Origin of the sequence: Pseudomonas graminis, assembly GCF_001705435.1 — a bacterium.
GTDB lineage: Bacteria > Pseudomonadota > Gammaproteobacteria > Pseudomonadales > Pseudomonadaceae > Aquipseudomonas > Aquipseudomonas graminis_B.
On the sequence record NZ_MDEN01000057.1, the window covers coordinates 127,122 to 151,194 of the forward strand.

Annotated in this window: 21 protein-coding genes, 1 tRNA gene, 1 other RNA gene and 1 pseudogene; 14 read left to right on the forward strand and 10 right to left on the reverse strand. The window is 57.8% G+C overall.

Translation table 11 applies throughout. The annotated features are described in order from the left end of the window. Positions 1-184 precede the first annotated feature (184 nt). The 5 genes from BBI10_RS06820 (at position 185) to BBI10_RS06845 (ending at position 3,218) form a co-directional block, all read left to right on the forward strand. Positions 185-475 (forward strand): hypothetical protein, encoded by a 291-nt coding sequence (locus tag BBI10_RS06820; protein ID WP_065987624.1) that lies wholly within the window; start codon positions 185-187, stop codon positions 473-475. A gap of 113 nt (positions 476-588) precedes the next feature. Then, positions 589-980, forward strand: a transfer-messenger RNA (tmRNA) gene (gene ssrA, locus BBI10_RS06825). Positions 981-1,704: 724 nt separating this feature from the next. Then, positions 1,705-2,121 carry a DUF1493 family protein gene (locus BBI10_RS06835; RefSeq protein WP_065987626.1) on the forward strand — a complete coding sequence of 139 codons (417 nt, stop codon included), beginning with the start codon at positions 1,705-1,707 and terminating at the stop codon, positions 2,119-2,121. 193 nt (positions 2,122-2,314) lie between these two features. Next, positions 2,315-2,725, forward strand: a complete 411-nt coding sequence (locus BBI10_RS06840; RefSeq protein ID WP_244160322.1) for a hypothetical protein — start codon at positions 2,315-2,317, stop codon at positions 2,723-2,725. A 172-nt stretch (positions 2,726-2,897) separates the two neighbouring features. Continuing rightward, positions 2,898-3,218 carry a YceK/YidQ family lipoprotein gene (locus BBI10_RS06845; protein WP_065987627.1) on the forward strand — a complete coding sequence of 107 codons (321 nt, stop codon included), beginning with the start codon at positions 2,898-2,900 and terminating at the stop codon, positions 3,216-3,218. Between the two features lie 82 nt (positions 3,219-3,300). On the opposite strand, the gene BBI10_RS06850 is transcribed toward BBI10_RS06845, so the two are convergent. Beyond that, entirely contained in the window at positions 3,301-3,504 is a 204-nt protein-coding gene (locus tag BBI10_RS06850) for a DUF6021 family protein (protein ID WP_065987628.1), read from the reverse strand. Positions 3,505-3,623: 119 nt separating this feature from the next. Then, positions 3,624-6,353, reverse strand: coding sequence for an autotransporter outer membrane beta-barrel domain-containing protein (locus BBI10_RS06855; RefSeq protein ID WP_065987629.1), 2,730 nt, complete (start codon positions 6,351-6,353; stop codon positions 3,624-3,626). Positions 6,354-6,760: 407 nt separating this feature from the next. Here BBI10_RS06855 and BBI10_RS06860 point away from each other — a divergent pair, with 407 nt between their 5' ends. The 4 genes from BBI10_RS06860 to BBI10_RS06875 all read left to right on the forward strand — a co-directional run bounded on the left by BBI10_RS06860 (position 6,761) and on the right by BBI10_RS06875 (position 9,846). Then, positions 6,761-7,939, forward strand: coding sequence for a sugar transporter (locus BBI10_RS06860; RefSeq protein ID WP_065987630.1), 1,179 nt, complete (start codon positions 6,761-6,763; stop codon positions 7,937-7,939). Positions 7,940-8,415: 476 nt separating this feature from the next. After that, positions 8,416-8,619 (forward strand): hypothetical protein, encoded by a 204-nt coding sequence (locus BBI10_RS27135; RefSeq protein WP_065987631.1) that lies wholly within the window; start codon positions 8,416-8,418, stop codon positions 8,617-8,619. Positions 8,620-8,633: 14 nt separating this feature from the next. Beyond that, positions 8,634-9,470 (forward strand): HPP family protein, encoded by an 837-nt coding sequence (locus BBI10_RS27705; protein WP_208600738.1) that lies wholly within the window; start codon positions 8,634-8,636, stop codon positions 9,468-9,470. Between the two features lie 103 nt (positions 9,471-9,573). After that, complete coding sequence (locus BBI10_RS06875) at positions 9,574-9,846, forward strand: hypothetical protein (RefSeq protein ID WP_065987633.1); 273 nt, start codon at positions 9,574-9,576, stop codon at positions 9,844-9,846. A 43-nt stretch (positions 9,847-9,889) separates the two neighbouring features. Here BBI10_RS06875 and BBI10_RS06880 read toward each other — a convergent pair whose 3' ends face one another. From BBI10_RS06880 to BBI10_RS06900, 5 genes are all read right to left on the reverse strand, one after another. After that, a complete protein-coding gene (locus BBI10_RS06880; protein ID WP_065987634.1) occupies positions 9,890-12,175 on the reverse strand; it encodes an Orn/Lys/Arg decarboxylase N-terminal domain-containing protein in 2,286 nt (761 codons plus the stop codon). Beyond that, a complete protein-coding gene (gene potE, locus BBI10_RS06885) occupies positions 12,172-13,581 on the reverse strand; it encodes a putrescine-ornithine antiporter (RefSeq protein WP_065987635.1) in 1,410 nt (469 codons plus the stop codon). Before potE ends, BBI10_RS06880 begins: the two co-directional genes overlap by 4 nt. Before the next feature lie 363 nt (positions 13,582-13,944). Continuing rightward, positions 13,945-14,781 carry a regulatory signaling modulator protein AmpE gene (gene ampE, locus BBI10_RS06890; protein WP_065987636.1) on the reverse strand — a complete coding sequence of 279 codons (837 nt, stop codon included), beginning with the start codon at positions 14,779-14,781 and terminating at the stop codon, positions 13,945-13,947. A 15-nt stretch (positions 14,782-14,796) separates the two neighbouring features. Then, on the reverse strand, positions 14,797-15,345 hold the full coding sequence (ampD, locus tag BBI10_RS06895; RefSeq protein ID WP_065987637.1) for a 1,6-anhydro-N-acetylmuramyl-L-alanine amidase AmpD: 549 nt from the start codon (positions 15,343-15,345) through the stop codon (positions 14,797-14,799). A 124-nt stretch (positions 15,346-15,469) separates the two neighbouring features. Next, positions 15,470-17,710 (reverse strand): DUF1631 domain-containing protein, encoded by a 2,241-nt coding sequence (locus BBI10_RS06900; protein ID WP_065987638.1) that lies wholly within the window; start codon positions 17,708-17,710, stop codon positions 15,470-15,472. Positions 17,711-18,094: 384 nt separating this feature from the next. On the opposite strand from BBI10_RS06900, the gene nadC reads away from it, so the two are divergent. The 4 genes from nadC to BBI10_RS06915 all read left to right on the forward strand — a co-directional run bounded on the left by nadC (position 18,095) and on the right by BBI10_RS06915 (position 20,789). Then, positions 18,095-18,943 carry a carboxylating nicotinate-nucleotide diphosphorylase gene (gene nadC / locus BBI10_RS06905; protein ID WP_065987639.1) on the forward strand — a complete coding sequence of 283 codons (849 nt, stop codon included), beginning with the start codon at positions 18,095-18,097 and terminating at the stop codon, positions 18,941-18,943. Between the two features lie 80 nt (positions 18,944-19,023). Beyond that, positions 19,024-19,254 (forward strand): hypothetical protein, encoded by a 231-nt coding sequence (locus tag BBI10_RS06910; RefSeq protein WP_065987640.1) that lies wholly within the window; start codon positions 19,024-19,026, stop codon positions 19,252-19,254. Between the two features lie 45 nt (positions 19,255-19,299). Further along, positions 19,300-19,428: a hypothetical protein gene (locus BBI10_RS28205; protein WP_141695135.1), complete on the forward strand. Its 129-nt coding sequence runs from the start codon at positions 19,300-19,302 to the stop codon at positions 19,426-19,428. 1,049 nt (positions 19,429-20,477) lie between these two features. Next, positions 20,478-20,789 (forward strand): hypothetical protein, encoded by a 312-nt coding sequence (locus tag BBI10_RS06915; protein WP_141695136.1) that lies wholly within the window; start codon positions 20,478-20,480, stop codon positions 20,787-20,789. 95 nt (positions 20,790-20,884) lie between these two features. Here the strand turns inward: BBI10_RS06915 and BBI10_RS26520 are convergent. The 3 genes and pseudogenes from BBI10_RS26520 to BBI10_RS06935 all read right to left on the reverse strand — a co-directional run. Then, a pseudogene (locus BBI10_RS26520) lies at positions 20,885-21,545 on the reverse strand (IS66 family transposase); the annotation flags it as partial. A gap of 84 nt (positions 21,546-21,629) precedes the next feature. Then, positions 21,630-21,705: transfer RNA gene (locus BBI10_RS06930), tRNA-Thr, on the reverse strand. A gap of 39 nt (positions 21,706-21,744) precedes the next feature. Further along, positions 21,745-22,149: a pilin gene (locus tag BBI10_RS06935; protein WP_065987644.1), complete on the reverse strand. Its 405-nt coding sequence runs from the start codon at positions 22,147-22,149 to the stop codon at positions 21,745-21,747. A 228-nt stretch (positions 22,150-22,377) separates the two neighbouring features. Between BBI10_RS06935 and pilB the strand changes: the two genes are divergently transcribed. Further along, the gene (gene pilB / locus BBI10_RS06940) at positions 22,378-24,072 is read left to right on the forward strand and encodes a type IV-A pilus assembly ATPase PilB (protein WP_065987645.1); all 1,695 of its coding nucleotides are present in this window, start codon (positions 22,378-22,380) and stop codon (positions 24,070-24,072) included. The last annotated feature ends 1 nt before the right edge of the window (position 24,073 follow it).

A 24,073-nucleotide genomic window follows, 5' to 3' on the forward strand; every position in this document is an offset into this window, starting at 1 on the left:
CCCCATAATCCCGAAACATCCGGCAACGTGGCTTTTTCACAGCATCGTGAAAAAAAATAGAACCCCTGCGACAGGCGGCAGTCCATCTCTTTAGGCGCCACAAACCATTCGGCGCTTTTCCCTCTATCTCGGGCACCGGCAAATTGAGCGGCGACACCGAGTCAACAGGCTCAAGGAGATACACATGAAGCGCACCGCACTGACTGGACTGTTTCTTACCGCTGCACTGTTGGGCTCCCCGGTTTTCGCTGCTGATGACCTGTGCGGCGCGAACATCGCGACACTGAAGAATGCTGAAGCGTCGACTACCACCAATCTGACCGGCGACAGCAAGACTGACATCGAAAAAACCGTTGCTGATGCCACCGCCGCGCAAAAACGTGGCGATGACAAAGAGTGCATCTCGATCACCACCAAGAAAATCACTGAGCTGAAAACCGGCGGTGACGGCAGCGACGGCGGTGCCGCGAAGTAATTGCCGAATCGCGACGGCTCCAAAGCCGTCGCGAGCGGAATGTCAGGCGGACGGTCGACGTATCTCATTGATTCGGGTAGACTCCGCCGCCTGACTGCTAGAGCAGCAGAATTGGGGCCGATTAGGATTCGACGCCGGTGATGAAACTCTAGGGGCATGCCGACTTGGTAACAGAAGTCGTAAATCCACTGTTGCAACTTTCTATAGTTGCCAATGACGAAACCTACGGGGAACAAGCTCTCGCCGCGTAAGCGGTGCTAGCCTTCCTTCTGGTAGCTTCGGCTCCAGCAATCACCAGGGGATGCCTGTAAACCCAAAGTGATTGTCATATAGAACAGGATCGCCGTGCAGTACGCTGTGGACGAATCGGCTAAAACTTACACAGCTCGCCCAAAGCACCCTGCCCGTCGGGTCGCTGAGGGTTAACTTAATAGACACGGCTAAGCATGTAGGCCCGAAAGCGGAGTACTGGCGGACGGGGGTTCAAATCCCCCCGGCTCCACCAAACACGCAATACAAATCAAGCACTTAGCGCTTAGCGCAAGTGTTTTTTTGTGCCTTTAGGACGGCCAAGTGTTTCAGGATCGAGTGTAGAGCAGAGATACCCGTGCGAGAAAAGGCCGACCGGCTCCATCAAGGGCGTCTCGGCTCTTTCGCCGTCCTTTGAGCCCGAGGGGAGTCACGTGAAGGTTTAGAGATATAGTAGCTGGTTGCCGGTACTTATCAGATCTTCACCATCACAGGGAGCAGAGGCGTGGATCATGGTCGGGCATGTGACAGCAGTAAGCATCGGGTTGGCCTTGCTAGTCAGACTTATTTTCAGTCTGCGGAGCACCAAGCAGTGGGAGTCTGCCGTCAGCACAGACTTTGAAGCAGCGCTTAAGCGTATGCATCCACGCATGTCTTATGGATCGGACGGTCGCCCCAGGTTACGAAACAGCCGAGGCGGTCTATCGGATACTCCTCGATCAGGACGGCCGATACTTTCTGTATATGCTGGTTGAGGGCACCACGGGGCTGATTAAGCCTGTTTCCAAGGAGCGCGCACTCATAGCCGCCAAGCTGAACGGACTTAAAAGCGAGAGCTGACCCACGCATTTGAAATCGCGGTCAGGATACTAAGCTTTGGGGTACAGTCACCCATACGACTATCAGCTTCCGTGACGGGCAGCTGCCAAGCTGCCGTCACCTACATCGCTAACGCGCGCCCCGAAGATCAGGTATGTCGAATGGACAACGATGACGTTGATTATGAACTGCTGGGCACAATAATAGAGTGCATTCAAGAAGCATTTGAGATCGGCAAAAATGGGTTTGAAAATTTAAGTCTGTCGACGGACCTCAATCGTGACCTAGGAATTGAAGGCGATGACGCGAACGAGTTGATGCCTGAGTTTTTCCGGCGATTCTCAGTGGAACTCAAAACCTATGACCCCTACAGATACTTCGTGGCGGAAGGTTACGATCTGCTTTCCTTCAGGCGTGCCAAGGCAAGGCAGGGGAAGATACCGATCAAGCTAGGCATGTTGTACTTGGCCGCCGTAACAAAGGCGTGGGATTCGATACTGCTGGAAACGGGTAACTACAGCGATAGGCCTCTTTATCGCAGTAACGCCGACATCCCACCTCCGGGGCATCAGATGTAGCAGACCGGAGAGCTGTCGCAGTGGTACATCAGCCCATGGGAAAGCATTCTGAAGGTTTCGGCGCCCCGCTGGTGAGCGTTCAAAGCAGATCTGATCCGAGGAAAGTACGGGCTTCCGCCAGCGCAGCAGGCCGTGTAGTCGCCAGCCCGCATCATTTCGGATCCAAGACTATCGCGGCGAAAATGATGCTGGTATGTTTGCGCCCTTCCAAATTGAGCTTTTTGAGAGGGATCTCATGCAGTCATTTTTTGCCAAGTCGTTCGGTGGGCTTAACGCCAGCTACTATCTCCGACACTTTCTCTTTGGTGCCGCATTCGGCACGCTAATGCTTTACGTGGGCGGCAACGCACCCGGCGGCCTTTTCGCTAAACCGGGACTGATTATCTACGTGGTCATCAACACACTGTTGTACCCCTACTCTCGCTTCGTCTACGAGAGCATCGTCGGATACGTCATGGGCACCAATGTGTTTTTCGTGAATGCTTTGCTGATGCTGTTCGTGAAGGCAATGACGATGTTGATCTGCTGGACCATGGCTATATTCGTAGCACCCCTTGGACTCGGATATCTCTACTGGCGAAACAGCCGAGCGTCCGCAGACTAACGTGTGACGACGGCTACCTAACTTCGGCCTGTTTTTTTGCATGTTACGGAATGGGGCGGATGCGTTACCCAGGCACTACCGACCGGCGCTCCAGGCAGAACCATCTGCACAATCACCATAGGCGCGCCGGTTCACGGGGACTTTGAATTCTCCACCAAGGAAAGGACTTCCCATGAAGCAATGGATTGCAGCGTGCCTCATCACAACCCTATCTGGCTGCGGCACCATCATCACGCTCTACAACGGGCCGGGCGCAGCGGACAATCTGGCCGGGTGGCATTCGTATTGCTCTCAGATCCCGCGCGTTTACAGCGGCTTCGCTTACGGGTATTGCACCATGGATGCGCCGGAAAGGTATGGCGTCCATGACTCGGCTCCGATCGCTGCGGCCGACATGCTGCTTTCAGGGATTGCAGACACCCTCGTCCTGCCCTACACGATTTATCAGCAGAATGAGCTCGGTGTTATTCCGGTCAAGCGCAAGCAGCGCTGATCAGCACGCCGTCAACATTCGCCAAAAGCCATAAAAAAGCCCCGCTCTCTTCAGCAGGGCTTTTGGGTTCAGCGCAAGTCGATCAGACCCCGCCCTTCCCCGGCAACAGCTCATCATTCCCACGCCTAGTGGTTGGCTCTTCAGTCACCGGATCGTTCTCGGTACGCGCGGGCTCTGTCGGATCAACCTGCGGGTCAGAGACATCGGGCGATTCCTCATCAAACCCAAGATCCTTATCCGGATCCGTCTGCGCGCTGGTCCCTGTAAGCGAAGTGTCATTAGCCATGAATTCGATCTCCTCGTTTACGTGCGAGTTATCCGCACCATGACCATGAGAAGCCTACAAGCGCTCCAAGTGCCGCGGATTAGACGGGCGGTTTCGAAATCGCCTGCCCATCACACGGCTCACCAACTCGCACGAATGCCGACACTGCCGCTGACTCCCGCCAGTTCATGGCTGTCCAGCTGGGCGGCGTAGTCCACCGCGAAGTACACGCTTACTCCCTTCGCCACACCAACGATCAAGCCAGCGCCAATGTCAGTGGATGAGGACCTGTGTTGGGTTTTGATCCGGTCGACGCCGTTGTAGGTCACGGTGTCCTTGCCATCCAGCACCTGCCAGACGTTCGCGCGCAGGTAGGGTTCGACGGGCAAGTTGTCGATCAAGTATCGACCCCTCAAGCGCGCGCCGACTCGACTCGTCCAGTAGTCCTGTGAATCAAACGAGACGTCGGAGATGCCGTCGTTCTGGCGGTCGAGGTCGATCCGTTGATGGATGACCTGCACTTGGGGTTCAACGACCCAGCGTTCGGAAACGGCCATCGGGTAGCCCGTTTCCAGAGACAGGCTGATGGCGTGGCCGTCGGTGTCGAGCCTGATGCCTTGATCGGACCGACTGCTGCCGCCAAGACGCGTGCCCATGGCGACGGCGTCCAGGTACCAGCCGCCCGGGTCGACCAGGCTCCAATAGGCGCCGAAGTGATCGCCGTTGATTTTCATGCGGCCGGCTCTTGTGCCCTTGAAGCCTTCGGCGAATCCCTCGACGCTGCCTTGTAACCGGCTCTGGCCGACGAAGACGCCAGCGCGTTGCACCCGCCCGGAATCAGTCGGTGCGACATACAGGTCGTGGCCCACTTGGTAGCCCTTGGTCGACCCATCGAAATGCGGCGAGGCATCGCCGGCCCAGTCCCTGCGTATGTCGCTGCCATACAGCCGCGCCCATCCGCCGGGCGCACCGCTGAGCAGGTTTTGATCGCCCTGACGATCATGAAAAGTACCCAGCGCTTCACGCGCCATGATCTGCGCAGCCGGCACGAACACCGAATAGATCGGCACTTCCAGGCGATATAACGGGATGGGCTCGGCGCCGGGCGACGCCGTTGGCAATGGTGCCGTTAACGGGGCCGGGATTGGCGAGACAACGGCAGGCGCAACGGAGGGTGTAACCGGAGCAGCAGGCGGTGGGACGGGAGCAAGGGTCGGTGGCTCAACGGCCGGTTCGTCCGGATCGACAGGGACCGGAGGCACTGGCACTGGCTCGGGAACGGGAACGGGAACGGGAACAGGTATAGGCGTTGGTATAGGCGTCGGAATGACAGGCGACGGCGTGACGGGCTGGGGTGTCGGATCAACCACAGGCGGTGCGGTGGGCGGCGGTACGCTCAATGGGCTTCGGACCGCAGCCACCGAAGAGCGCAGGAACCAGCTGTTCTCGGTCCCGGCCGTCACGCCGCCCTTGAACAACTGATAGCGGTAAGCGCCGGCCACGACGCGGTTACCGAGCACAAAAGCGTCGTTGGTGCTGGTCGCTCCATTGACGGCCTGCACCACTTCGATGCCGTTGTCCTGTGTCAGTCCGCCCAGCCCGTTAAGGTTGCTGATGCCCAGCTGGGTGTTGCCGCTAATTGCACCTTGGGACACCACCAGTCGGTCACTGGCCGAGCGGTCGTCGCCTAGAACCGTCTGCAGCAGCAACCGGCCGTTATTGCCCAAGTAGTTGCCGAACACGTTAAGTGTGTCGGCGGCCACGACGCTGTTGGCGGTCATGTCGACAGTCCCGGCGTTGTTCAACGAGGCGAGCTGTCCGGCGGCGTAAGGGCGAATGGCGCCTTGGGTCACCTCCAGCGTACTGGAGCTGTCGATGTTGAACGTGCCGGTGTTGCTCACGCTGTCACCAAGAAAGAGGTCGGTGTCGAGCGTGAAACGCGACTGCCCGGTGAGATCAATCGCTTCCCACCCCAGGTAGCGCCCGGCCCCGGCGCTGAGGGTCTGGAAAAACGTCAGTTGGTCATTACCCAGTCCGCCGTCTAGCAAAGGGTTCGAACTCAGCGTGCTTTCATTGAGGTTGCTGATTGAGGCGCGGTCATTGCCGTCGCCCATCAGCACGGAGGACTGGATCACTCCGCCCCCGTTCCACGCGAACGTGTCGTCGCCGAAGCTGGCGCGGATTTCGCCGGATACCGTCCCGCCGTTCACGCTGATGCTGTCGTTGCCGCCACTGACGCTGATGTTGCCGCCAATGCTGCCGCCCGAAACGACAATGGTGTCGCGGCCGAAACCGGTGACGAGGTTGCCGATGATCCGGCCGCCCGACATGTCGAAAAGATTGTTGTCGAGCTTCATGTCGACGCGGCCAATGGTGCCGCCGCTGAGGGTCGCGACATCACCGTCTTCAAACGCCCCGACGATGGTCCCGCCGCTCATGAAGAACACGTCGCGGCTATCACCCTGCGCCAGTGACTGGAGGGTGCCGCCGCTCATGAAAAAGTTGTCGATACCGGGACCCTGCATGAGGCTGCCGGTGATGGTCCCGGCCTCCATTACCATCACGTTTGTGCCCGCGCCCTGGTTGATGGCGCCCTGCACCCGGCCGGAGCTCATGACAATCCGGTCGGCGCCGTTGCCAAACAGGATGTTGCCCGTCACCACGCCCGTGCCGCCAGTTGGAAACGTCAGCACGTTATCGCCGGCCAGATCGATCAGGCCCGGACTGGTGCTGCTGTCGCATACGTAGTTGTCATTTCCTGTCCCTGACACCAACGTGCAAGCCGCTTCGATCGGCGTGACTGGCAACAGCACTGATACACAAGACACACGGAGAAACTGGCGGAAAAATGCCCGATCGGGCTGTTTCATCACAACGTCCTGCGGAATGACCCGCGTGCTTACATCCCTATAAAGAGCGCACTCAAGCAAGTGCGTCCAATTGTCGCCCTGACAGTACAAGCGAAGGATACAAACCCCGACATGTCAAACTGCGCGAGCCTTATCGACAGGTGAGTTTGCGGGAAAACGCCGCTTAGGCACACGCCTGAAGCCTTCGATCAGCACCGGCTTGTGACCCGGCGACCGCGCCCGGCCGCGGTTGTGACAACGATGACAACGGCGTAGAATCCGCAACATCTCGTCGCATCTCCCCATACTCATAATATTCAGCTGACCGCATGCACCGCCCAGGCACACGCCTCGAGCGGTCTTTCTGCTTGTCAGCGTTTTTACCGGGGAAACGGCAAACCGAATTCTTCAGGAGGGCATTCGTATTGATGAATACCACTAATGCACACACCGGAAGTTGGCTGAGCGTGATCGCGCTGGCCCTGGCAGCGTTCATCTTCAACACCACGGAATTCGTACCGGTGGGTTTGTTGAGCGCCATCGGTCATAGCTTCGACATGACCACCGCCCAAGTCGGCCTGATGCTGACGGTTTATGCGTGGATCGTGTCCCTCACGTCGCTGCCGATGATGCTGATGACCCGCAACATCGAGCGGCGCAAGTTGCTGTTGTTTGTGTTTCTGACGTTCATCGCCGCCCATGTGATGTCGAGCCTGTCATCGAGCTTCGGCATGCTGCTGGTCAGTCGCGTCGGTATCGCAGTGGCCCACGCCGTGTTCTGGTCGGTCACCGCATCCCTGGCGGTACGAGTGGCACCGGAGGGCAAGCAGGTTCAAGCCCTCGGCCTGTTGGCAACCGGCACTGCGCTGGCGATGGTGCTCGGCATTCCGCTGGGACGCGTGCTCGGCGAAGCGCTGGGCTGGCGCGCAACCTTCCTGGCGATTGCCATTGCCTCGGGCCTCACGGTGTTAGTGTTGATGAAGTCGCTGCCGCTGCTGCCGAGCCAGAACTCGGGCTCGTTGCGCAGCCTGCCGATGCTGTTCAAGCGCCCGGCGCTGATGTCGCTCTACCTGCTGACGGCGCTGGTGGTCACGGCGCAGTTCACGGCCTACAGCTACATCGAACCGTTCGCACAGATCGTGGCGAAGATGGATGGCGACATGACCACCGTTATCCTCTTGCTGTTCGGCGGCGCCGGGATCGTCGGATCGGTGATCTTCAGCCGCTACAACGACCGTTACCCGCGCGGCCTGCTGATCACTGCGATCGGCGCCCTGGCGGCGTGTCTGATTCTGCTGCTGCCGCTGTCCGGCAACTCATCGTCGATGGGTACGCTGAGCGTGGTCTGGGGCATGGCGATCATGTGCTTTGGTCTGGTAATGCAGTCCAAGGTCCTGGCGATGGCGCCGGACGCCACGGACGTGGCCATGGCGCTGCATTCGGGCATCTACAACATCGGCATCGGCGGCGGCGCGCTGTTGGGCAGCGTGGTGATCAGCCAGCTCGGCGTGGCCAACATCGGACTGGTGGGCGGGATGGTGGCGATCAGTGGCTTGCTGCTGGCGTGCCTGGCGACCCATCGCTATGGCGAAACGATTCGGGCATAAAGACAAAAAGCCGAACACAGTATGGAAGGCGCGAGCGACAGTGATGTCGCTCAAGCTTCCTCGCAAACAGTTGTGTATCCGCCAGACAGCCAGCGTCTGAAACGCCGTATTCGTGAGCAAGCTCACTCCCACATGAACTGCGTTCGCCGCGCCACGGCGAACGATCCATCATTCCCATCGATAACCAACATTCCCGCTAATGCCTTCCGCTCAAAACTGATGGGCGTACCATCGCCCTCACACCCAAACACGAACCGAGGGCAGGAAAGATGATCGTTCATCTCCTTACTTGCTTGACGCTCGCAGCGCTCACCAGCTACGTCGTCGCCCTCAAACTCTTCGATCTGGGATCGGTCTTGATGACCGCGGACGATGAGGACAGTCGTGTTGTGGCACCGGCCAACTAAGGCCAAGTAGCTGACACTTATCAGCACCTTTCACGCTTTCAACGTTCTGTTACATGCGGAGCAATCGACATGACCCGAGACGTCACGTTGCACGTTAGTTTTCCAACATTTGGAAAGAACTATTACTCACAACATGTCATCGCCCGCAAGAACGGCCACGGTCTCGTTGAGGACAATCGCTTCGGCGCCTTCATGATGCCTTCGGCGGAAAACCACTTCAGGAATGAGGTGGTGGGCTTCAACGCTTTTATCCTCTCTCTTGAAATGTGTTGATCGTGAAAAACCTCATGCGTAGTTTTATCCCCCATTCGCTAAACACCCACCCTGCCGAATGGTCGCGTGCCGCCATCGGCGCGTGCCTGGGCATCTTCGTCGGCGCGGTGTTCTGCCGCGAGTTGTATGGCATCGACATCACGCTGCACCTGCTGGGGCCGGTGGGCGCTTCAGCGGTGCTGCTGTTCGCGGTGTCGACCGGCGCGCTCGCTCAGCCGTGGGCGATCCTCGGCAGTTACCTGATCGCCGCGCTGGTGGCGCTGTTGTCCATCAGGCTGCTCGGCAACACCATTAACGCCGCTAGCCTGGCGGTCTGCTCGTCCATCCTGCTCATGTGCGTGCTCCGCTGTTTGCACCCGCCCGCTGCTGCGGTCGCGATCTGCATCGTCACCTCGAAGAACGAGCTGTCGCCCATGGGCCTTCAAGTGCTTGGCCCGGTGATGCTAAACGCAGTGTGTCTGCTGGCTGGCGCGCTGATCTACAACAACCTGACCAGGGTGCGTTACCCCAAGGCGCAGGCCACTGAGCTGCCGGCGCCCGAACAGGTGCCACTCAACAGCGACGGCTTCAACGCTGAAGATCTCGACAAGGCGCTGGAGGAAATGGGCGAGTTCGTCGATGTTTCTCGCGAGGACCTTGAGGACATTCTGCACAAGACCGAAGCCCATGCGTTGCGGCGCAACCGTTCCGATATCGACGCCGCCCGGATTCTCTCGCGCAGTACCCAAAGCCTCTCGCTGGAGCATTCGATGGCTGACGCGATGAAAATGCTCGCCAAAAATGACAGCAAGTATTTGCCGGTGCTGGATGGTGACAAGAAGGTGGTGGGCATCATCACGCTGGTCAACTGATAGCCAGCGTCGGGCACCCACTGGTAGAAATCTGGAATCTGAGGTCTGATGCACAAGGCTCGTACCGATAACGAGCCACACCCCCAATTCTGCGGAAACCCACATGAAACACGCCCTGCTTGCCGGCTTGCTCCTGACTGCATGTGCCCTGCCCTTCACGGCAAATGCCAACGACGACAACAATCAGTGCCAGATGAACCTGAGCAAGGTTCGTGACGCGAAAGTCGCCAACCCCCATCTCAGCGATGCGGTCAAAAGCGATATCGACACGACCGTGCACCGCGCCGAAGCGGCCTTGGCGCGGCACAACGATGACGGTGGGCGTGAATGTGTGGCGCTGACGCAGCAAGCGCTGCAGAAGGCTCAGAGCAACTGAGCCGGAGGGGCGCCAGACGGCTCACCCCTTTTCAGCGCTGCAGCTATTTCAAGACCAGCATCCGATACACCCCCGCTTCGCTTTCAATCCCGTGGGTGTCGTGGGTGAAGCCGGGGAATGACCGATCGAAGCCTTCCAGCGCCCGAAGATAGGCCAGCAACGGCCCATCTGCAGGGCCCGCGTTTTCCCCGGGCATCAGCAGCGGAATGCCAGGCGGATAAGGCACGATGCCAGTCGCGGCAATTCGTCCGGCGGCCTCTTCCAGGGTGACCTGCTCTACCTCGTTTTTGACTAACTTCTCGTACGCCTCCACCGGGCTGAATTCGGCCTTGGGCAACGTGCCGAACGCCTTCGACATGGCCGCTGTGGTCTTGGTCTCTTTCATCGCGGCGAAAATGTCCTCTGCCAGATCTTTCAAGCCCATGCCGGCATAGCGCTGCTGATTCGCCGTCAGCAATTCGGGCAGGCAAAGCTCCAGTTCCAGGTTGGTGTCGTAGTCACGCTTGAAGTCCAGCAACGCGTTGACCAGCGTGCCCCACTTGCCCTTGGTGATCCCGATCGAGAACAGGAAAAGGATGGTGAAGTCGGTGGTCTTCTCAACGATGATGCCTTGGTGCCCCAGGTAGGCACTGAGCAAGCAGGCCGGAATGCCGAAGTCCAGCAGGTTGCCGTCATCACCCATCCCCGGGCTGAGGATGGACACTTTGATCGGGTCCAGCATGCAGTAGCCGTCTTCGATGTCGCCGAAGCCGTGCCACACCTCGTTGGGGTGCAAGACCCAGCAGTTCGGGTCAGTCTTGAGCCGAACCGGATCGACTTCGTGAAACGCAATCGCCGTGGCCCCGACCTGCACCGTAGGCGGCTGCCAGCAAGAGAAGAACCAGTCGTCCTGGCTCAGCATGTCGGTCTGCATGCGCGAAATGACCTGACGGAACGCCACCGCTTCTTCGATGGATTCGTTGGTCAGAATCTGGCCACTAGGCGCCTCCATCATCGCCGAGCTGACGTCACAGGACGCCATGATCGCGTAATTGGGCGAGGTCGACGCGTGCATCATGTAGGACTCGTTGAACCGCCCGTGGGGAATCGGGTTGCGGCCGTTACGGACATGAATCATCGATGCCTGGGACAGCGCCGCGAGCAGCTTGTGAGTCGACTGCGTGGCGAACACGGTGGGTTTGGACGGATCGTGATCATCCGGGCTGCCGTGCATGGCAAAGCGGTCCTTGTACAGCGGATTGAACCGGGCATAGCCGTACCAGGCTTCGTCGAAATGCAGCCGGTCAACGCTCTGCCCCAGCAGCTCTTCAACGCGGGTGACGTTGTACGTCAGGCCGTCGTAGGTGGAGTTGGTGACGATGGCATGCACCGGCGTCGGGTCGATGTGGCTTTTGACCAGCGGGTTGCTGGCGATGGCGGCTTTGACGCTCTCGGCGCTCAAGGTCTGCGGCAGGATCGGGCCGATGATGCCGAAGCGGTTGCGCGTGGGCACCAGGTAGGTGGGGATGGCGCCGGACAGCGTCATCGCGTGTTCGGCGGACTTATGACAGTTGCGGTCGCACAGGGCGATCTGGTCCCGGGTGACGCTGGCCATCAGGATCACCCGGTTGGACATCGACGAACCATTGGTCACGTAGTACGTGCGATGGGCGCCAAACACCTTCGCCGCATAGCGCTCGCCCTGGCCGATCGGGCCGCTGTGATCGAGCAACGAGCCGAGCTCGCCGACGGAAATCGACAGATCGGAGCGCAGCAGGTTCTCGCCAAAAAACTCGTAGAAGGCTCGGCCTGCCGTGCTTTTCAGAAAGGCCGTACCGCCGGCGTGGCCCGGGGTGTGCCAGGAGTATTCGTAGCTGCGGGCAAACTTCAGCAGCGCACCGAACATCGGTGGCAACACCGCCTGACGGTAGCGTTCGATGGCCGCCATGATGCGTCCGCTGAGAAAGCGGCTGGTGTCCTCCGGCAGCCAGATGAAGTCATCGGCGTGCTGCATGACGATCAACGGCACACTCGATGCCGTGCTGCGATCGCTGATCAGAAACACCGGCACCCGCGTGTTGCGCTCACGCAGCGTGGTGAGCAGATCGATGCATTGCTTGTGGTCGTCGCTGCTGTCCATTTCCCAACTGAGCAACACACACTGGATCGCCGGATCGGTGCTGAGGATCGACTTCGCGTCGCTGAGGCTTTCGGAGGTCAGCACGCTGATGGCGCGGTCTTCCACATCGCTGATCAGCTGGATCAGGGCCCGGCCGAACACGCTGCGTTTGTCGGGCTGGCTGCTGACCAGCAGCGCCAGCATGCCGAGCAGGTGTCTGTTGTCGCTCATGGTCGAGTCTCCAGGGTGGCCAGGTTCAGGTTGTTGACGGGGATCGGCTCGCCGACGATGTGCTGCGCGGAAACGGTCTGGGTCGGCACGCTGTTGTTCAGCGCTTCAAGCTTGATCAGGCGCGTGTTGACGAAGCCGAACAGGGTGTAGCCGACGATGGTCGCCACACCGCCAAGCATCAACGCCTCGGCGCCGGAGCTGTACAGCGCCAGATAGCTGTACGCGGTGGCGATCCCGGCGACGATGTTGGTGATGAGGGCTTTTTGCGGCGGCACGTTGGAGACCTTTTGCAGGGTCATCAGCGTGGCCATCGACAGGATGTACGGCACCAGATTGGTGACTACCGCGAGATTGACCAGCGTGTCGAACTGTTTGGCCAGGTCAGGGCTGATGGTCAGCAGTGCCAGGGCAGTCTGGATCGCCAGCAGGATCAGCATGCTGATGATGGGCACCCCGTGCTTGTTGGCTTTGGCGAAGATCGGCAGGAAGTAACCGGTGTCTGCCGAGCTTTTGAACACCTGCGCCACCGTGAACTGCCAGCCCAACAGCGAGCCGACGCAGGCGAGGACCATGAGCCCCATGATGATGTCGCCGATCATGGGGTTGAACATCTTGGCGAACACCAGCCCGAACGGCGCCGTTGAGGAAACCAGTGCCGCGTTGTCGACGATGCCGGCAATGACGTTGGTGGAGACGATGTAAATCACTGCTGCGCCGAGTGTCCCGCCGAGCACTGCGATGGGCACATTCTTTTCGGGGTTCTCCACCGCATCGCCGTTGGCGCACGCCGACTCCAGGCCGAGAAATGCCCACAGGGTAATCGCTACCGAAGCGCCCGCTGCCTGGTACCAGGTTTTGTCGTGGGGATTCCATCCGGCCGCATACGTGCTGCTGTCGAACCAGAACCAGCCGATCGTCGAAACCAGCACCACGGGAGCAATAACGCCCCATACGGTCACCGCGCCAATCTTGCCGGTAATACGTGCGCCGCCGAAGTTGGCGAACGTGGTGATCCATAACAGCGCGATGGTGGCCAGGCCGACTTGAAGCGAACCCAACTTGATATCGAACAGCGTCTGTATATATCCAACTGCGGTGATACTGATGGCCACGTTGGCAATCAACAACGACAAACCGTAGGTGTAGTTGGTGATGTAGTTGCCTGATTTACCGAAGGTGTATTCCGCGTATCCACCCATGCCGCCGGTCTTGCGACTGAGCATGCCGCACCGCGCAAAAGCGTAGGCCAAAGCCAGCGAACCGGTGGCTGTGATCAGCCAGGACAGGATGGAAATGCCGCCCACCTCAGCGAGTTTAGTGGGCAATAGCACAATGCCGGACCCGAGCATGTTGACCGCAGTCAACATCGTGAGCTGACCGACGCTCATTTTCTTAGCGACTGACATTCCGTTGCCCTGTTTGCAAAAGGTGAGAGGATTTAGCTATAGCAAAGGATTCTTGTTAATCAAGAAAACAGCGTCTTGTTAATCAAGAACGGCCGGCCGCTAGTTGCTGGCGACAAGCCATCTTTACTTGGGCTAATTATGTTTGAAGGGTGAATAACGTTAAGAAGAACTGTCAGTTCAGAGGGATGGCGGCGTCTTGCCGAAGGCAAAAGAGGATAGCGTCAAGGACCGGAGGGGTATTGATCTATATCAATCAGTGGTCAGGTAGCGAAGCGGCAACACTGGTCAATTCGGACAGGTCTTTTTGGACCAAGCGAAGCGAGGGCTGAACAGGTGGGAGCCGGCTTGCCGGCTCCCGACGTTTCAAACGAATAACGTGATCAGCGCAAACCCGACGTACCAGACGATGGCCGAGCGGATGAGCAGTTCCCACAGCACATCGAGGCTGTTGACGCCCTCGACGCCCACCACGGGCGCAGGAACCTCGCCAGCAACGCAGCCGACTTTGCTGATCAGGCGTGAGGCGCTGATGTTCCAGTTGAGCAGTTCGCTGAGCATCACCCGGCTGACCGCGACGAAGTTGCCCACTAGCGCAAAGCTGGCGGCCAGCAGGCGCACGGGCACCCAGTCAAAGGCATGCCTTGCCTGTGTCGCACGCTCGACCAGCGCCGGTGTTTTGCCGTGTTCCGAAGCAAGGGCCAGTAAGCGGTAGGCCAACGCCGCAACCGGGCCGAGCACGAAATACCAGAAAATCACCGCAAAAAAGCCCTGATAAATCTGCCACAGCAAATATGTCTGAGCGCCGCCCAGTAGCTGTTCTTCATTCTCGGCCTGGACCCCCAGGTCGCGTTCGGCAACCAGCACCGCCGCTTCCTGATCGCCTCGACGGCAGGCATCTCGAAACGAGCCGAGCGCGGCTTTGACGTCGCCACGGCCGAGGCTGTAAATCAGCACCAGCAAGTGGATCGGCAGCGCGAGCCAGCCGTAGGCCACCGAGCCGACAATCACCAATGCCAGGGCCAGGACCACCAAAGGCAGCACAACCGTCACCATCAAAATCCACCACGGTCGCTTGGCTGAGCGTGGGTTGGATTCCAGCCGGCTCAATTGATTGAGCCATGGCCCGTCGCGCTGAATGCGCTGGCGCAGGGCCGAAAACTTCTCGATCCAGACCGCCAGCAGCAAAACCAGAAAACTCATTAGCTGCTCCTCACTTCAAACGTCCAGGGCGGCACGAAACCGCTCCCAGTCAAAACACGGACCCGGATCGGTCTTGCGCCCCGGCGCAATGTCGCTGTGACCGCATATGCGTTGCCCCGTGATCGCTGGCCACGCCGCCTGCAACTGGCGGGTCAACTCGATCAGCGCCTCATACTGCGCGCCGGTGAAAGGTTGATCATCCGTGCCTTCAAGCTCGATGCCAACGGAAAAGTCATTGCACGTCTCTCGACCGTCGAAGATCGAGACACCTGCGTGCCATGCACGGTCGAGGCACGACACGAATTGAGTGACCGCTCCATCGCGCTCAATCAGGAAATGCGCAGACACCCGCAGTTCAGCGATGCCTTCAAAGTAAGGGTGTTCTGTGACGTCCAGCCGATTCTGAAAAAACGCCTGGACCTTGCCGGTCTTGAACTGCGCGGGCGGCAGGCTGATGTTGTGAATCACCAGCAACGAAATTTCATTTTCAGGCCGGGCATTGAAATTGGGTGAAGGGCAATGCTGCGCGCCGTGGCACCAGCCGGTGGCAGGGTCCAGATGCATGGAAAATCCTTAGGGCGTGAAACAACAGCGCGCAGTATGCCCGCGACAGGAAAGGATGTGGATGGCGAATCTACCCTGAGGTTGCGCGGATTCGCAGCAAGAAGTCGTAGGATCGATCTCAGCCCTAGCCCTTCAGCTTGCGTAGATTGCCCAGTACTGACTCAAGAGCGCGGTCAAACAACAGCGCGTCGTCGAGGACGCGAATAGCGCCGCGACGAAATTCAACCGCCAGGCCCATGCGGGTTTTCTCAAGCACCTTCATACCCGTGCGATTGACGAACACATACCGCCCACTCGGATCAACAATCGCCGCCAGCTTGCAGCGCAGCTTGTGGGATTCGTCTTCCTGGATCTCGATCCAACTGCCCAGGCGAAGCTTTTCGACTTGCATCAAACCTTCGTCGTCGGCAGGCAACTGCATCGATGGCTCGGTCTGAATCTGCTCGCCCGGCCCAACGAGAACGATCTCTTCGACCACGGCCATCATCGTCGGCCCATGATCAGACGCGACCTGGTCGCCAACGGTGGTCGTGCCAGGTGCTTTCGTCACGTGGCTGAACGCCTGGACGTGAAGCGCTTCGAGCTGACTGAAGAATTCGCTGGTGGCAAACGGATCGAAGGCGGCACTGCTCAAGCCATCGCGCAGGGACTTGAGTAACCCAGGCACCAGCTCGAGCAAACGCTGTCGCGCTTCCGGCTCGTCATGGGACTCAACGCTCCAGATCAGATCGTCCATCGCCTGAAGGCCTGACGTCCATTCAACTGACTGGTCGCCGTGTTTGAGGCACGTGAGCAACAGCACCTTGCTCCACGCCTCTTGCAACAGGCGAACAACGACCTGCGGCAGGGTCTTGCCGAGCAGGCGATCGTTCAGCGCCTGCTGCACCCGCTGACGGGCCAACTCTGCCAGTGCGCGGCCTTGTTCGGCGTCACGGGTGCGTTGCTCAAGCAACTCACTGCGACGACGCTCGTCGCCGGTAAAGGCCAGAAAATCCACCAGCAGCTCAGTGAAGATTGCCGGGTCATCGACGAAATCGTGGAGCAGGCGCTGGACGATTTGATCGATGCGGGCGTAAAGCGAGTCACGCTGGGTGTCGTCGCGACCACCCCAACCGAGCGCCGCAGAGGCGATTTCATTCAGCAGCCGGCGTGCAGGGTGACTGCCACGGCTGAAGAAACTCTTGTCGATCACCGCGACCTTGAGCATCGGAATCTGCAAGCGGCCGATCAACGCCCGCAGCGAACTGGGCAGGTTGCGGTCGTCGAGAATGAATTCAAACAACATCGAGATGAGGTTGATGACGTCCTCATCCATCGTACCCACAACGCGAAACTTGCCGCTTCTCGCGCTGACCCGACTGATCAACTGCTCAAGCTGGGCGCGCAGGTCGAAGTCGTCGCTCTCCTCGGCTTTCGGTACGTACTGCTGCAAGTGGGACAGCAGACGCAGCAAGTCCTGACTGGAAATCGGACGCGCATCGGTCACCGACTCGGGGCGCGGCGTCAGGTGGCCACGCACATGCACCAGCAACTCCTGCAACGCGGAAAACACGTCCTGCACGCTTTTATCGAGACTTTCGGTCGCTTGGAGAATAGCGGCGTTGTCGGCACGCAACGCTTCGCTCGAAGGCGGCACGCTGGCGATACGATCAGTGGAGCGACGGGACGGCAACGCCTTCAGTTCCGGCAATACACCTGCGGAAATTAGCAACTGGTTGGCTTCCTCATAGAGCTGATCGGCGTTGCTCAAGGCGTACTTCTCGAACAACTTGAGAATGATCAGCTTCACCTTGATTTCAACGCCAAGACTGCGCCCGGCCTGCAGGAAATAGTCGCACAGCAGCGTCGGCCCCAACGGATTGGTCTCGTCGGTCAACGGCTGAGGGATAAGAACATTCAAACGCGTGGTCAGTTGACCGAGGGCGATACCGTCGCGACTCATGACCTTGACCACCATGGCGTCAACCGCAACGGTGCGTTCGAGATCATCGTTATGGACCAGCGCAAGCTTGTCGTAGGAAACGGGCTCGGGCATCGGGGGCTCGGCCACTTCGTACTGACCCAAGCGCAGGAATGCTTCAAAGAATTTGTCGAGGAAGTTGCGCTCGATGCTTTTGCGCTTCAAACGCAAGTCGCGCATGGCCTCGAAGAAGATGTTCTGCTCAGCGTTGTTGTGAGCACGGTCGGCCATTTCGAAAAGCGTGTCGTCAGCGTTATCGAACAACGTCTGCAGGCTCTCCTTCAACTGCTGCGCGGCTCGGTCACGAACCTGAAGCAAAACGACGGGCAGCCGAGCGACAGGCGAGGATCCCGGATGATCCGCACCTGCCTTCAAGGGCACCACTTTGTTTCCGTCGTTCTGCATCAAGGACTCCTTCACACCGTCGACACAACTGCTTTAACAACAGCTACACCCCGCAGTGAATGAAGACTTGACTCCATTCAAACGGATCTCAACATTTTATCCCTGGGGATGTTGCAGGCTAACGTCAACGCTATGACGTCAAATACAAGGCGAAAGTATCAGGTAAATCCGGGCCGCTCGCCAGCGGACGCTTCGCCTTGATTGGAATAATAGGAGGCGGCGAAGGGACGTGCGCAGCGATAGACCCTCAAAATCACAATCTGTCGCATAAGCGAGGAAAAAACCGACAAAGTGCAGGTTATGCACCCGACTGGACACGTGGCCTACATAGGTTGGTACACGCGCCTGCCATATACTCGGCGCACTTAGTTCGTGGAGCCTGATATGCCAAACCTACGTCTTGACGCCCTCACTGCCGAAATTGAAGCCAACGTGCGCCGTGCGTTGGTGGAGGATGTGGGCAGTGGTGACATCACCGCGCAGCTGATTCCGGCAGAGCGCCTGGCCAAGGCCACTGTAATCTCCCGCGACGCAGCGGTGATCGCCGGCACAGCGTGGGTCGATGCTGTTTTCCGTCAGCTTGACCCGCGCGTCGCGGTGCATTGGCAGGTCGTTGACGGCGATCGCGTGCAGCCGAATCAGGCGCTGTTCCACCTGGAAGGCCCCGCGCGTTCGCTGCTGACGGGCGAACGCAGCGCACTCAACTTCCTGCAGCTGCTGTCAGGCGTCGCCACCCGCGCGCAGCACTACGCGGACATGGTCGCGGATACTCAGGTCAAACTGCTCGACACCCGCAAAACCCTCCCCGGCCTGAGAATGGCGCAGAAGTACGCCGTCACCTGCGGCGGTTGCCATAACCATCGGATCGGCTTGTTCGACGCTTTTCTGATCAAGGAAAACCACATCGCTGCCTGTGGCGGGATTGCGGAAGCCATCACCGCCGCGCACAAGATTGCGCCGGGCAAGCCCGTGGAAATCGAAGTGGAGAGCCTCGACGAACTCAAGCAAGCCCTCGACGGCGGTGCCGACATCATCATGCTCGACGAACTGAGCCTGGACGACATGCGCGAAGCCGTGCGCCTCACGGCGGGTCGCGCGAAGCTTGAGGCGAGCGGCGGTGTGACCGATGCGACTTTGCGCACCATTGCTGAAACTGGTGTTGATTACATTTCCATCGGGACGCTGACTAAGGATGTGAAGGCGGTGGATTTGTCGATGCGGTTGAGCATTTGAGAGCGTTGCGACGTCTTAAAGGTTGAACTGCGACGGGTGCTCGGGCTCTGCTTGTTATTACCTTCATAGGGAGAACCGGCATGAACTGTTATCTGTGCGGGGTCGAAGCTGAGCAGCGTGAGTCGGCCCAGGGTGGGAAGGTTGTTATGTGCCGTGACTGCGGTGAATACCTGATCTCGGATATCGTGATCAGGCAGTCGGCTTCGAAGCCGCTTAATTTTTCGAAGATGCGCGAAGACCTGCATCACCAAAGGCAGAGCAACGCTACCTCCCTGGCACAGATCAACAGCGAGACGGCGGTTTGGGCTTGAGGCTTTTGGGTCTGGATTGTTCTTAGCACTGACGAGGAAATGATGATGGCTGATGAGAAGAAAGCTGACGAGAAAGAACAACCCGAGAAGGACGTGCCGGCTCATTCGACTGAGGAAGAGAAGGAGCGGCTGAAGGATTTCAATAAGGACGGGATTCCGCCTGGGATTTGTTGATTCAGTACAGGTAGAGCGGGCCGCATTGCTCAACCGGCAACGCGGCCTTCGCTTGGATTTCCCCCCATCCAACGTCAAAGTTTAGTCATGGAGTTGTAGTTACCAAAATGCTGCGAGGACCGTTCCGAGCAAGATAGACGTCCAGATCGCCACGCGCCTGGTGAAATTGGCGTAGATCAACAGCTGCATTCCGATAGCTGTCCCGACTGCTATTCCTCGTAAACAGAACGATTGCTGGAGCCGTTATCGCTCCAATTCACTGGCGCATTCATCGGCGAGCCAGTGCTCATCCAATCGTATTCAGCCCCTTGGAAAAAGCGTGTAGAGCAGAAGGCAGGCGGCATACATGCCGTACACAACGAGGCGCGTCAAAATCCTTTTCTATCTCATTGCCTGCGGGTCTCCTTCATCGACTCTCGGGTTTTCGGTGTTGCAAGGCACACAACCAGTGATCACGCTTTTTGGCGATGCTGTTGACGCGCTAACAAAGAACGAACTGTTTCGTGGCCACCATCATTGCGATGACTAGAATGGCGAGCCCTACAGCAGCAGTCCAATCAGCTTCCGGGGTACAGGCAAGCCATGAGCCCTTCGATGGATAATTCCCCAAGCGTGACCAGCCTCACCGAGTGCCAACCGCTCGGAAAGCAGGCCACACGAAAATCTCCTCGATAAAAGTATCAAACACACTCGTGCATCCTTTGGCTAGGCAATAGATATGGCTTGGTTTGGCTAGCCTGTAGACGTGACGCCAACGTCTTCTATCTAAGGTTACAGCTGGCTGAATGGTAAGCCTTCGTGTAGTGACATCCAACGGATGGAGTTATCTTCCACGCCTGCCACCTAAGAGAAGAGCGGTTGCCGGACTCCTTCTCACGGCGAAGTGTAAGCGCTCCGCGAACTCCACCTCCGCATAGATCAGCAATCTATCCAGCCTATGTCGCATGTACCAGCGGCTTACGCGCAGGTATGCTTTGGCCACTACATCACCCACGTGTTCTGGATAGTCCTTGAGTGCGAGTGCCCGTTGGAATTGCTGAGGTTTCGCTGTGTCTCCACAAAAGCCTGTTGAAAGCAAGGTAGCCCCGCCGTATCTTTTTGGGAGCGCGGCAGCAGGCATTATATTGTTCTGGCTGATAGGCGTATGGTTTTTGCCCGAGCGGCTTCTGATCTTGAAATATTTTCGAGGCTATATCGTCGCTGGCGTGGTTATTACGCTCTTCGGCTCCTATGTACACGAGAAAGGGAGCGGCATCTTAAGGCGTATTGGCAAAGCTTTTCTCGGGATAGGCTTTGGAGTTATAGGGGCTTTCTTCGCGCTGTGCTTTTACGTGGCTATATCATTCACATTCTTCAAGTGATTGTTTCTCTGCTGGGTAGTAGAACTGAAAGGGTTCCGCGAACACGCCTCGCGTAGCTGAACGGACGCCCATTTGTGCGTGAGCAGCTCCGTTGTTTAAATCGCCCGCAGCGTCGGCAAACGAGTCAGTACATCCTTGAGATATGGGTACGGATCATGCCCATTCATGCGTGCCGACTGGATAAAAGTCATGATCGCCGCCGCCCGCTTCCCACTGCGCAGCGACCCGGCAAATAACCAGTTGAACGCCCAAGTGCCCAAGTGCCCAAGGTCGGATCTTGCTCTCCACCTGATTGCTGTCTGTGGGCACAGCCCGATCTACCAGGTAGGCCCAGACATAAGCACGGTGGGCTTTCTTCTGCCCGGGCGCCAGCATCGGTACCGGCGTTGCATCGGCGTGAACCTGCGCCAGCGCCACTTCGCTTAGGGCATCGACCAGAGACTGACGCTGCGCGCCGGCTTGGCCCACCCACTGCGTCAGTGTAGAGCGCGGCATGGCCAGGCCAGCGCAGCCGAAGATCTTTTCCTATCGATACAGCGGCAGGTGGTCGGCGAATTTGGCCACCATCACATGTGCAAGCAGGCCGGCAGTGGGGATGCCCTTGTCTATCAACTGCGGCGGCACCGGGGCCTGGATCAGTGTTTCGCTTTGCCGGCAGGCCCATTTCCCACGCACATGCCGTTCGACGGTGAACACGCCCGGCATATAGTCCAGTTTTTCGCTGACGTCTTCACCGCTGCGCTGAAGCTGGCAGCCAGCGAATTTGCGACGGCGCATTTTAATTCGCGGGCCGCAGGATATGAAAAAGCCCGGTCTTGAGGACCGGGCTTTTTGTGCTTCTGGTGCCGAAAATAGGAATCGAACCTACGACCTTCGCGTTACGAGTGCGCTGCTCTACCGACTGAGCTATTTCGGCATAAGAAACGCAACTTAGTAAACTTGTTCTAAGTTGCTATTACTTGATTGCCGTGCAGCCCTTAGGAAGATAATCTGCATCGACGTTTGCTCCACAGGTCCACAATCCGGTAGCGTCGCGGGCAAGGGTTATCGCCTTGCCGGTAACAGCGGGCGGTGCGTTCGCCAAATCACACTTAAGCGCGGCAGTAGTAGCACCAACGGTGGTGGTACAGTTCGCACTTGCAGTGGTTGGCACGCTCAATGTCGTGTTGGACGGAGTGCCGCCTTGGTTGATGACATCTTCGTAACCCGTTTTAAGAGCAGAAATCTCTGCAAGACCTGCTGTAACTTTAGCTTTCGCTTGGTATTTCGAATATGCAGGAATCGCGATTGCTGCGAGGATACCGATGATCGCTACTACGATCATCAGCTCAATAAGGGTAAAACCTTTTTGCATTTTCATATTACTTCTCCGAAGCCACAAATAATTTGACGCGAGCACCTTACACATAGCAAGCACCGTGCCACCTCACGCGCTAACGATAAGCATGTAGAGCGTAAGATTTCACGAGCCTGGAGCCTGTCTCGCCGAAGGTACGGATGTGACGTTTTTTGTCACAATGCATCATCGAAATTGGCAGGGCCTTCTGACTAAGCTATAAACCATGGAATGTTCGTGCCTGGTGGTTTTATGACTGACGTTGTCCTCACCGGTTTGGCCAAGCAACTTGTAGTGGCCAAGCTTCTCACCGAAAAAGTCGCTCAGCAGGCCTATCAGCATGCACGCAGCGACAAGCTCTCGCTTGTGAGCTATCTGGTTCAAAGCAAGCTCGTTGACAGCCTCGTTCTAGCAGAAATGGCTTCGGAGCAATTCGGATTGCCGTTTCTAGACCTGAACATGCTGGATAAAGAGAGCCAACCGAGGGGTGTGGTAAGCGAAAAACTCGTACGTCAGCACTCCGCTATACCGCTGTGGAAACGCGGCAACAAATTATTTGTAGGCATATCTGATCCTACTAATCATCAAGCAATTACCGACATCCAGTTCAGCACAGGCCTCACGACCGAAGCCATTTTGGTCGAAGACGACAAGCTAAGTCGCGCCATCGATAAATTCTTCGACTCCCATAGCGGTCTGGGTGAGATGGCCGACGTTGATCTCAGCCTGGAAATTGAGTCATCCGTTGAAAGCAAAGAAACAACGCTAGGTGAGGTCGATGCAGAGGACGCGCCGGTTGTTCGTTTCGTGAACAAGATGCTACTGGACGCAATCCGCCTAGGCTCTTCCGATCTGCATTTCGAGCCGTACGAAAAAACCTTCCGGGTGCGCTTACGTACTGACGGCATTCTTCACGAGGTAGCAAAACCTCCGACGCAACTGGCTGGTCGTATTGCTGCTCGTTTGAAGGTAATGGCTGGGCTCGACATCTCGGAGCGACGCAAACCGCAAGATGGCAGGATCAAGCTCCGTATCTCAAAAAATCGAGCGATCGATTTTCGTGTAAACACTCTGCCCACGCTGTGGGGAGAAAAGATCGTCATGCGGATACTCGACCCCACGAGCGCGCAGATGGGGATCGATTCACTCGGCTACGAACCTGAGCAAAAAGAGCTCTACATGGCCGCTTTGCGTCAACCACAAGGCATGATTCTGGTCACAGGCCCGACGGGTTCAGGTAAAACCGTTTCGCTTTATACCGGCCTGAACATACTGAATACGGTAGACATCAACATCTCTACCGCGGAAGACCCTGTCGAGATCAACCTGGAAGGTATCAACCAGGTCAACGTCAATCCGCGGCAGGGTATGGATTTCTCACAAGCTTTGCGCGCATTCCTCCGTCAAGACCCTGACGTCATTATGGTTGGAGAGATTCGAGACCTGGAAACTGCCGAGATTGCGATCAAGGCTTCGCAGACAGGGCACATGGTTCTGTCGACGCTTCACACCAACAGCGCGGCTGAAACGCTGACTCGGCTTCATCATATGGGTGTTGCGGCGTTCAATATCGCGACCGCCATCAATCTGATCATCGCCCAGCGCTTGGCGCGCAAACTCTGCCCTCACTGCAAGAAAGAGATTGATGTCCCGCGAGAGACGCTTATTGCCGAGGGTTTTCCGGAATCCAAGATTGGAACGTTCAAACTCTACTCACCCTCTGGCTGCGATCAATGCAACGCCGGGTACAAAGGGCGTATAGGTATTTACGAGGTGGTGAAAAATACCCCCGATCTGGAGCGGATAATTATGGAAGAGGGCAACTCTATTGAAATATCACGCCAGATGCGCAAAGACGGCTTCAACGATCTGCGCACATCTGGCCTCCTCAAGGCAATGCAGGGCGTGACGAGCCTTGAGGAAATAAATCGGGTAACCAAGGATTAAG

What these genes read in the sequence shown, in the direction of transcription:
- ampD (WP_065987637.1), bottom strand. Translation starts at nt 15,345, where the DNA reads ATGCATCTGGACCCTGCCACCGGCTGGTGCCACGGCGCGCAGCATTGC.
- BBI10_RS06850 (WP_065987628.1), bottom strand. Translation starts at nt 3,504, where the DNA reads ATGGCTAATGACACTTCGCTTACAGGGACCAGCGCGCAGACGGATCCG.
- BBI10_RS06910 (WP_065987640.1), top strand. Translation starts at nt 19,024, where the DNA reads ATGAACTGTTATCTGTGCGGGGTCGAAGCTGAGCAGCGTGAGTCGGCC.
- BBI10_RS06860 (WP_065987630.1), top strand. Translation starts at nt 6,761, where the DNA reads ATGAATACCACTAATGCACACACCGGAAGTTGGCTGAGCGTGATCGCG.
- BBI10_RS06820 (WP_065987624.1), top strand. Translation starts at nt 185, where the DNA reads ATGAAGCGCACCGCACTGACTGGACTGTTTCTTACCGCTGCACTGTTG.
- BBI10_RS06855 (WP_065987629.1), bottom strand. Translation starts at nt 6,353, where the DNA reads ATGAAACAGCCCGATCGGGCATTTTTCCGCCAGTTTCTCCGTGTGTCT.
- BBI10_RS06845 (WP_065987627.1), top strand. Translation starts at nt 2,898, where the DNA reads ATGAAGCAATGGATTGCAGCGTGCCTCATCACAACCCTATCTGGCTGC.
- BBI10_RS06900 (WP_065987638.1), bottom strand. Translation starts at nt 17,710, where the DNA reads ATGCAGAACGACGGAAACAAAGTGGTGCCCTTGAAGGCAGGTGCGGAT.
- BBI10_RS28205 (WP_141695135.1), top strand. Translation starts at nt 19,300, where the DNA reads ATGGCTGATGAGAAGAAAGCTGACGAGAAAGAACAACCCGAGAAGGAC.
- BBI10_RS27705 (WP_208600738.1), top strand. Translation starts at nt 8,634, where the DNA reads ATGCGTAGTTTTATCCCCCATTCGCTAAACACCCACCCTGCCGAATGG.
- BBI10_RS06875 (WP_065987633.1), top strand. Translation starts at nt 9,574, where the DNA reads ATGAAACACGCCCTGCTTGCCGGCTTGCTCCTGACTGCATGTGCCCTG.
- BBI10_RS06835 (WP_065987626.1), top strand. Translation starts at nt 1,705, where the DNA reads ATGGACAACGATGACGTTGATTATGAACTGCTGGGCACAATAATAGAG.
- BBI10_RS06880 (WP_065987634.1), bottom strand. Translation starts at nt 12,175, where the DNA reads ATGAGCGACAACAGACACCTGCTCGGCATGCTGGCGCTGCTGGTCAGC.
- potE (WP_065987635.1), bottom strand. Translation starts at nt 13,581, where the DNA reads ATGTCAGTCGCTAAGAAAATGAGCGTCGGTCAGCTCACGATGTTGACT.
- ampE (WP_065987636.1), bottom strand. Translation starts at nt 14,781, where the DNA reads ATGAGTTTTCTGGTTTTGCTGCTGGCGGTCTGGATCGAGAAGTTTTCG.
- BBI10_RS06935 (WP_065987644.1), bottom strand. Translation starts at nt 22,149, where the DNA reads ATGAAAATGCAAAAAGGTTTTACCCTTATTGAGCTGATGATCGTAGTA.
- pilB (WP_065987645.1), top strand. Translation starts at nt 22,378, where the DNA reads ATGACTGACGTTGTCCTCACCGGTTTGGCCAAGCAACTTGTAGTGGCC.
- nadC (WP_065987639.1), top strand. Translation starts at nt 18,095, where the DNA reads ATGCCAAACCTACGTCTTGACGCCCTCACTGCCGAAATTGAAGCCAAC.
- BBI10_RS06840 (WP_244160322.1), top strand. Translation starts at nt 2,315, where the DNA reads ATGTTTGCGCCCTTCCAAATTGAGCTTTTTGAGAGGGATCTCATGCAG.
- BBI10_RS27135 (WP_065987631.1), top strand. Translation starts at nt 8,416, where the DNA reads ATGACCCGAGACGTCACGTTGCACGTTAGTTTTCCAACATTTGGAAAG.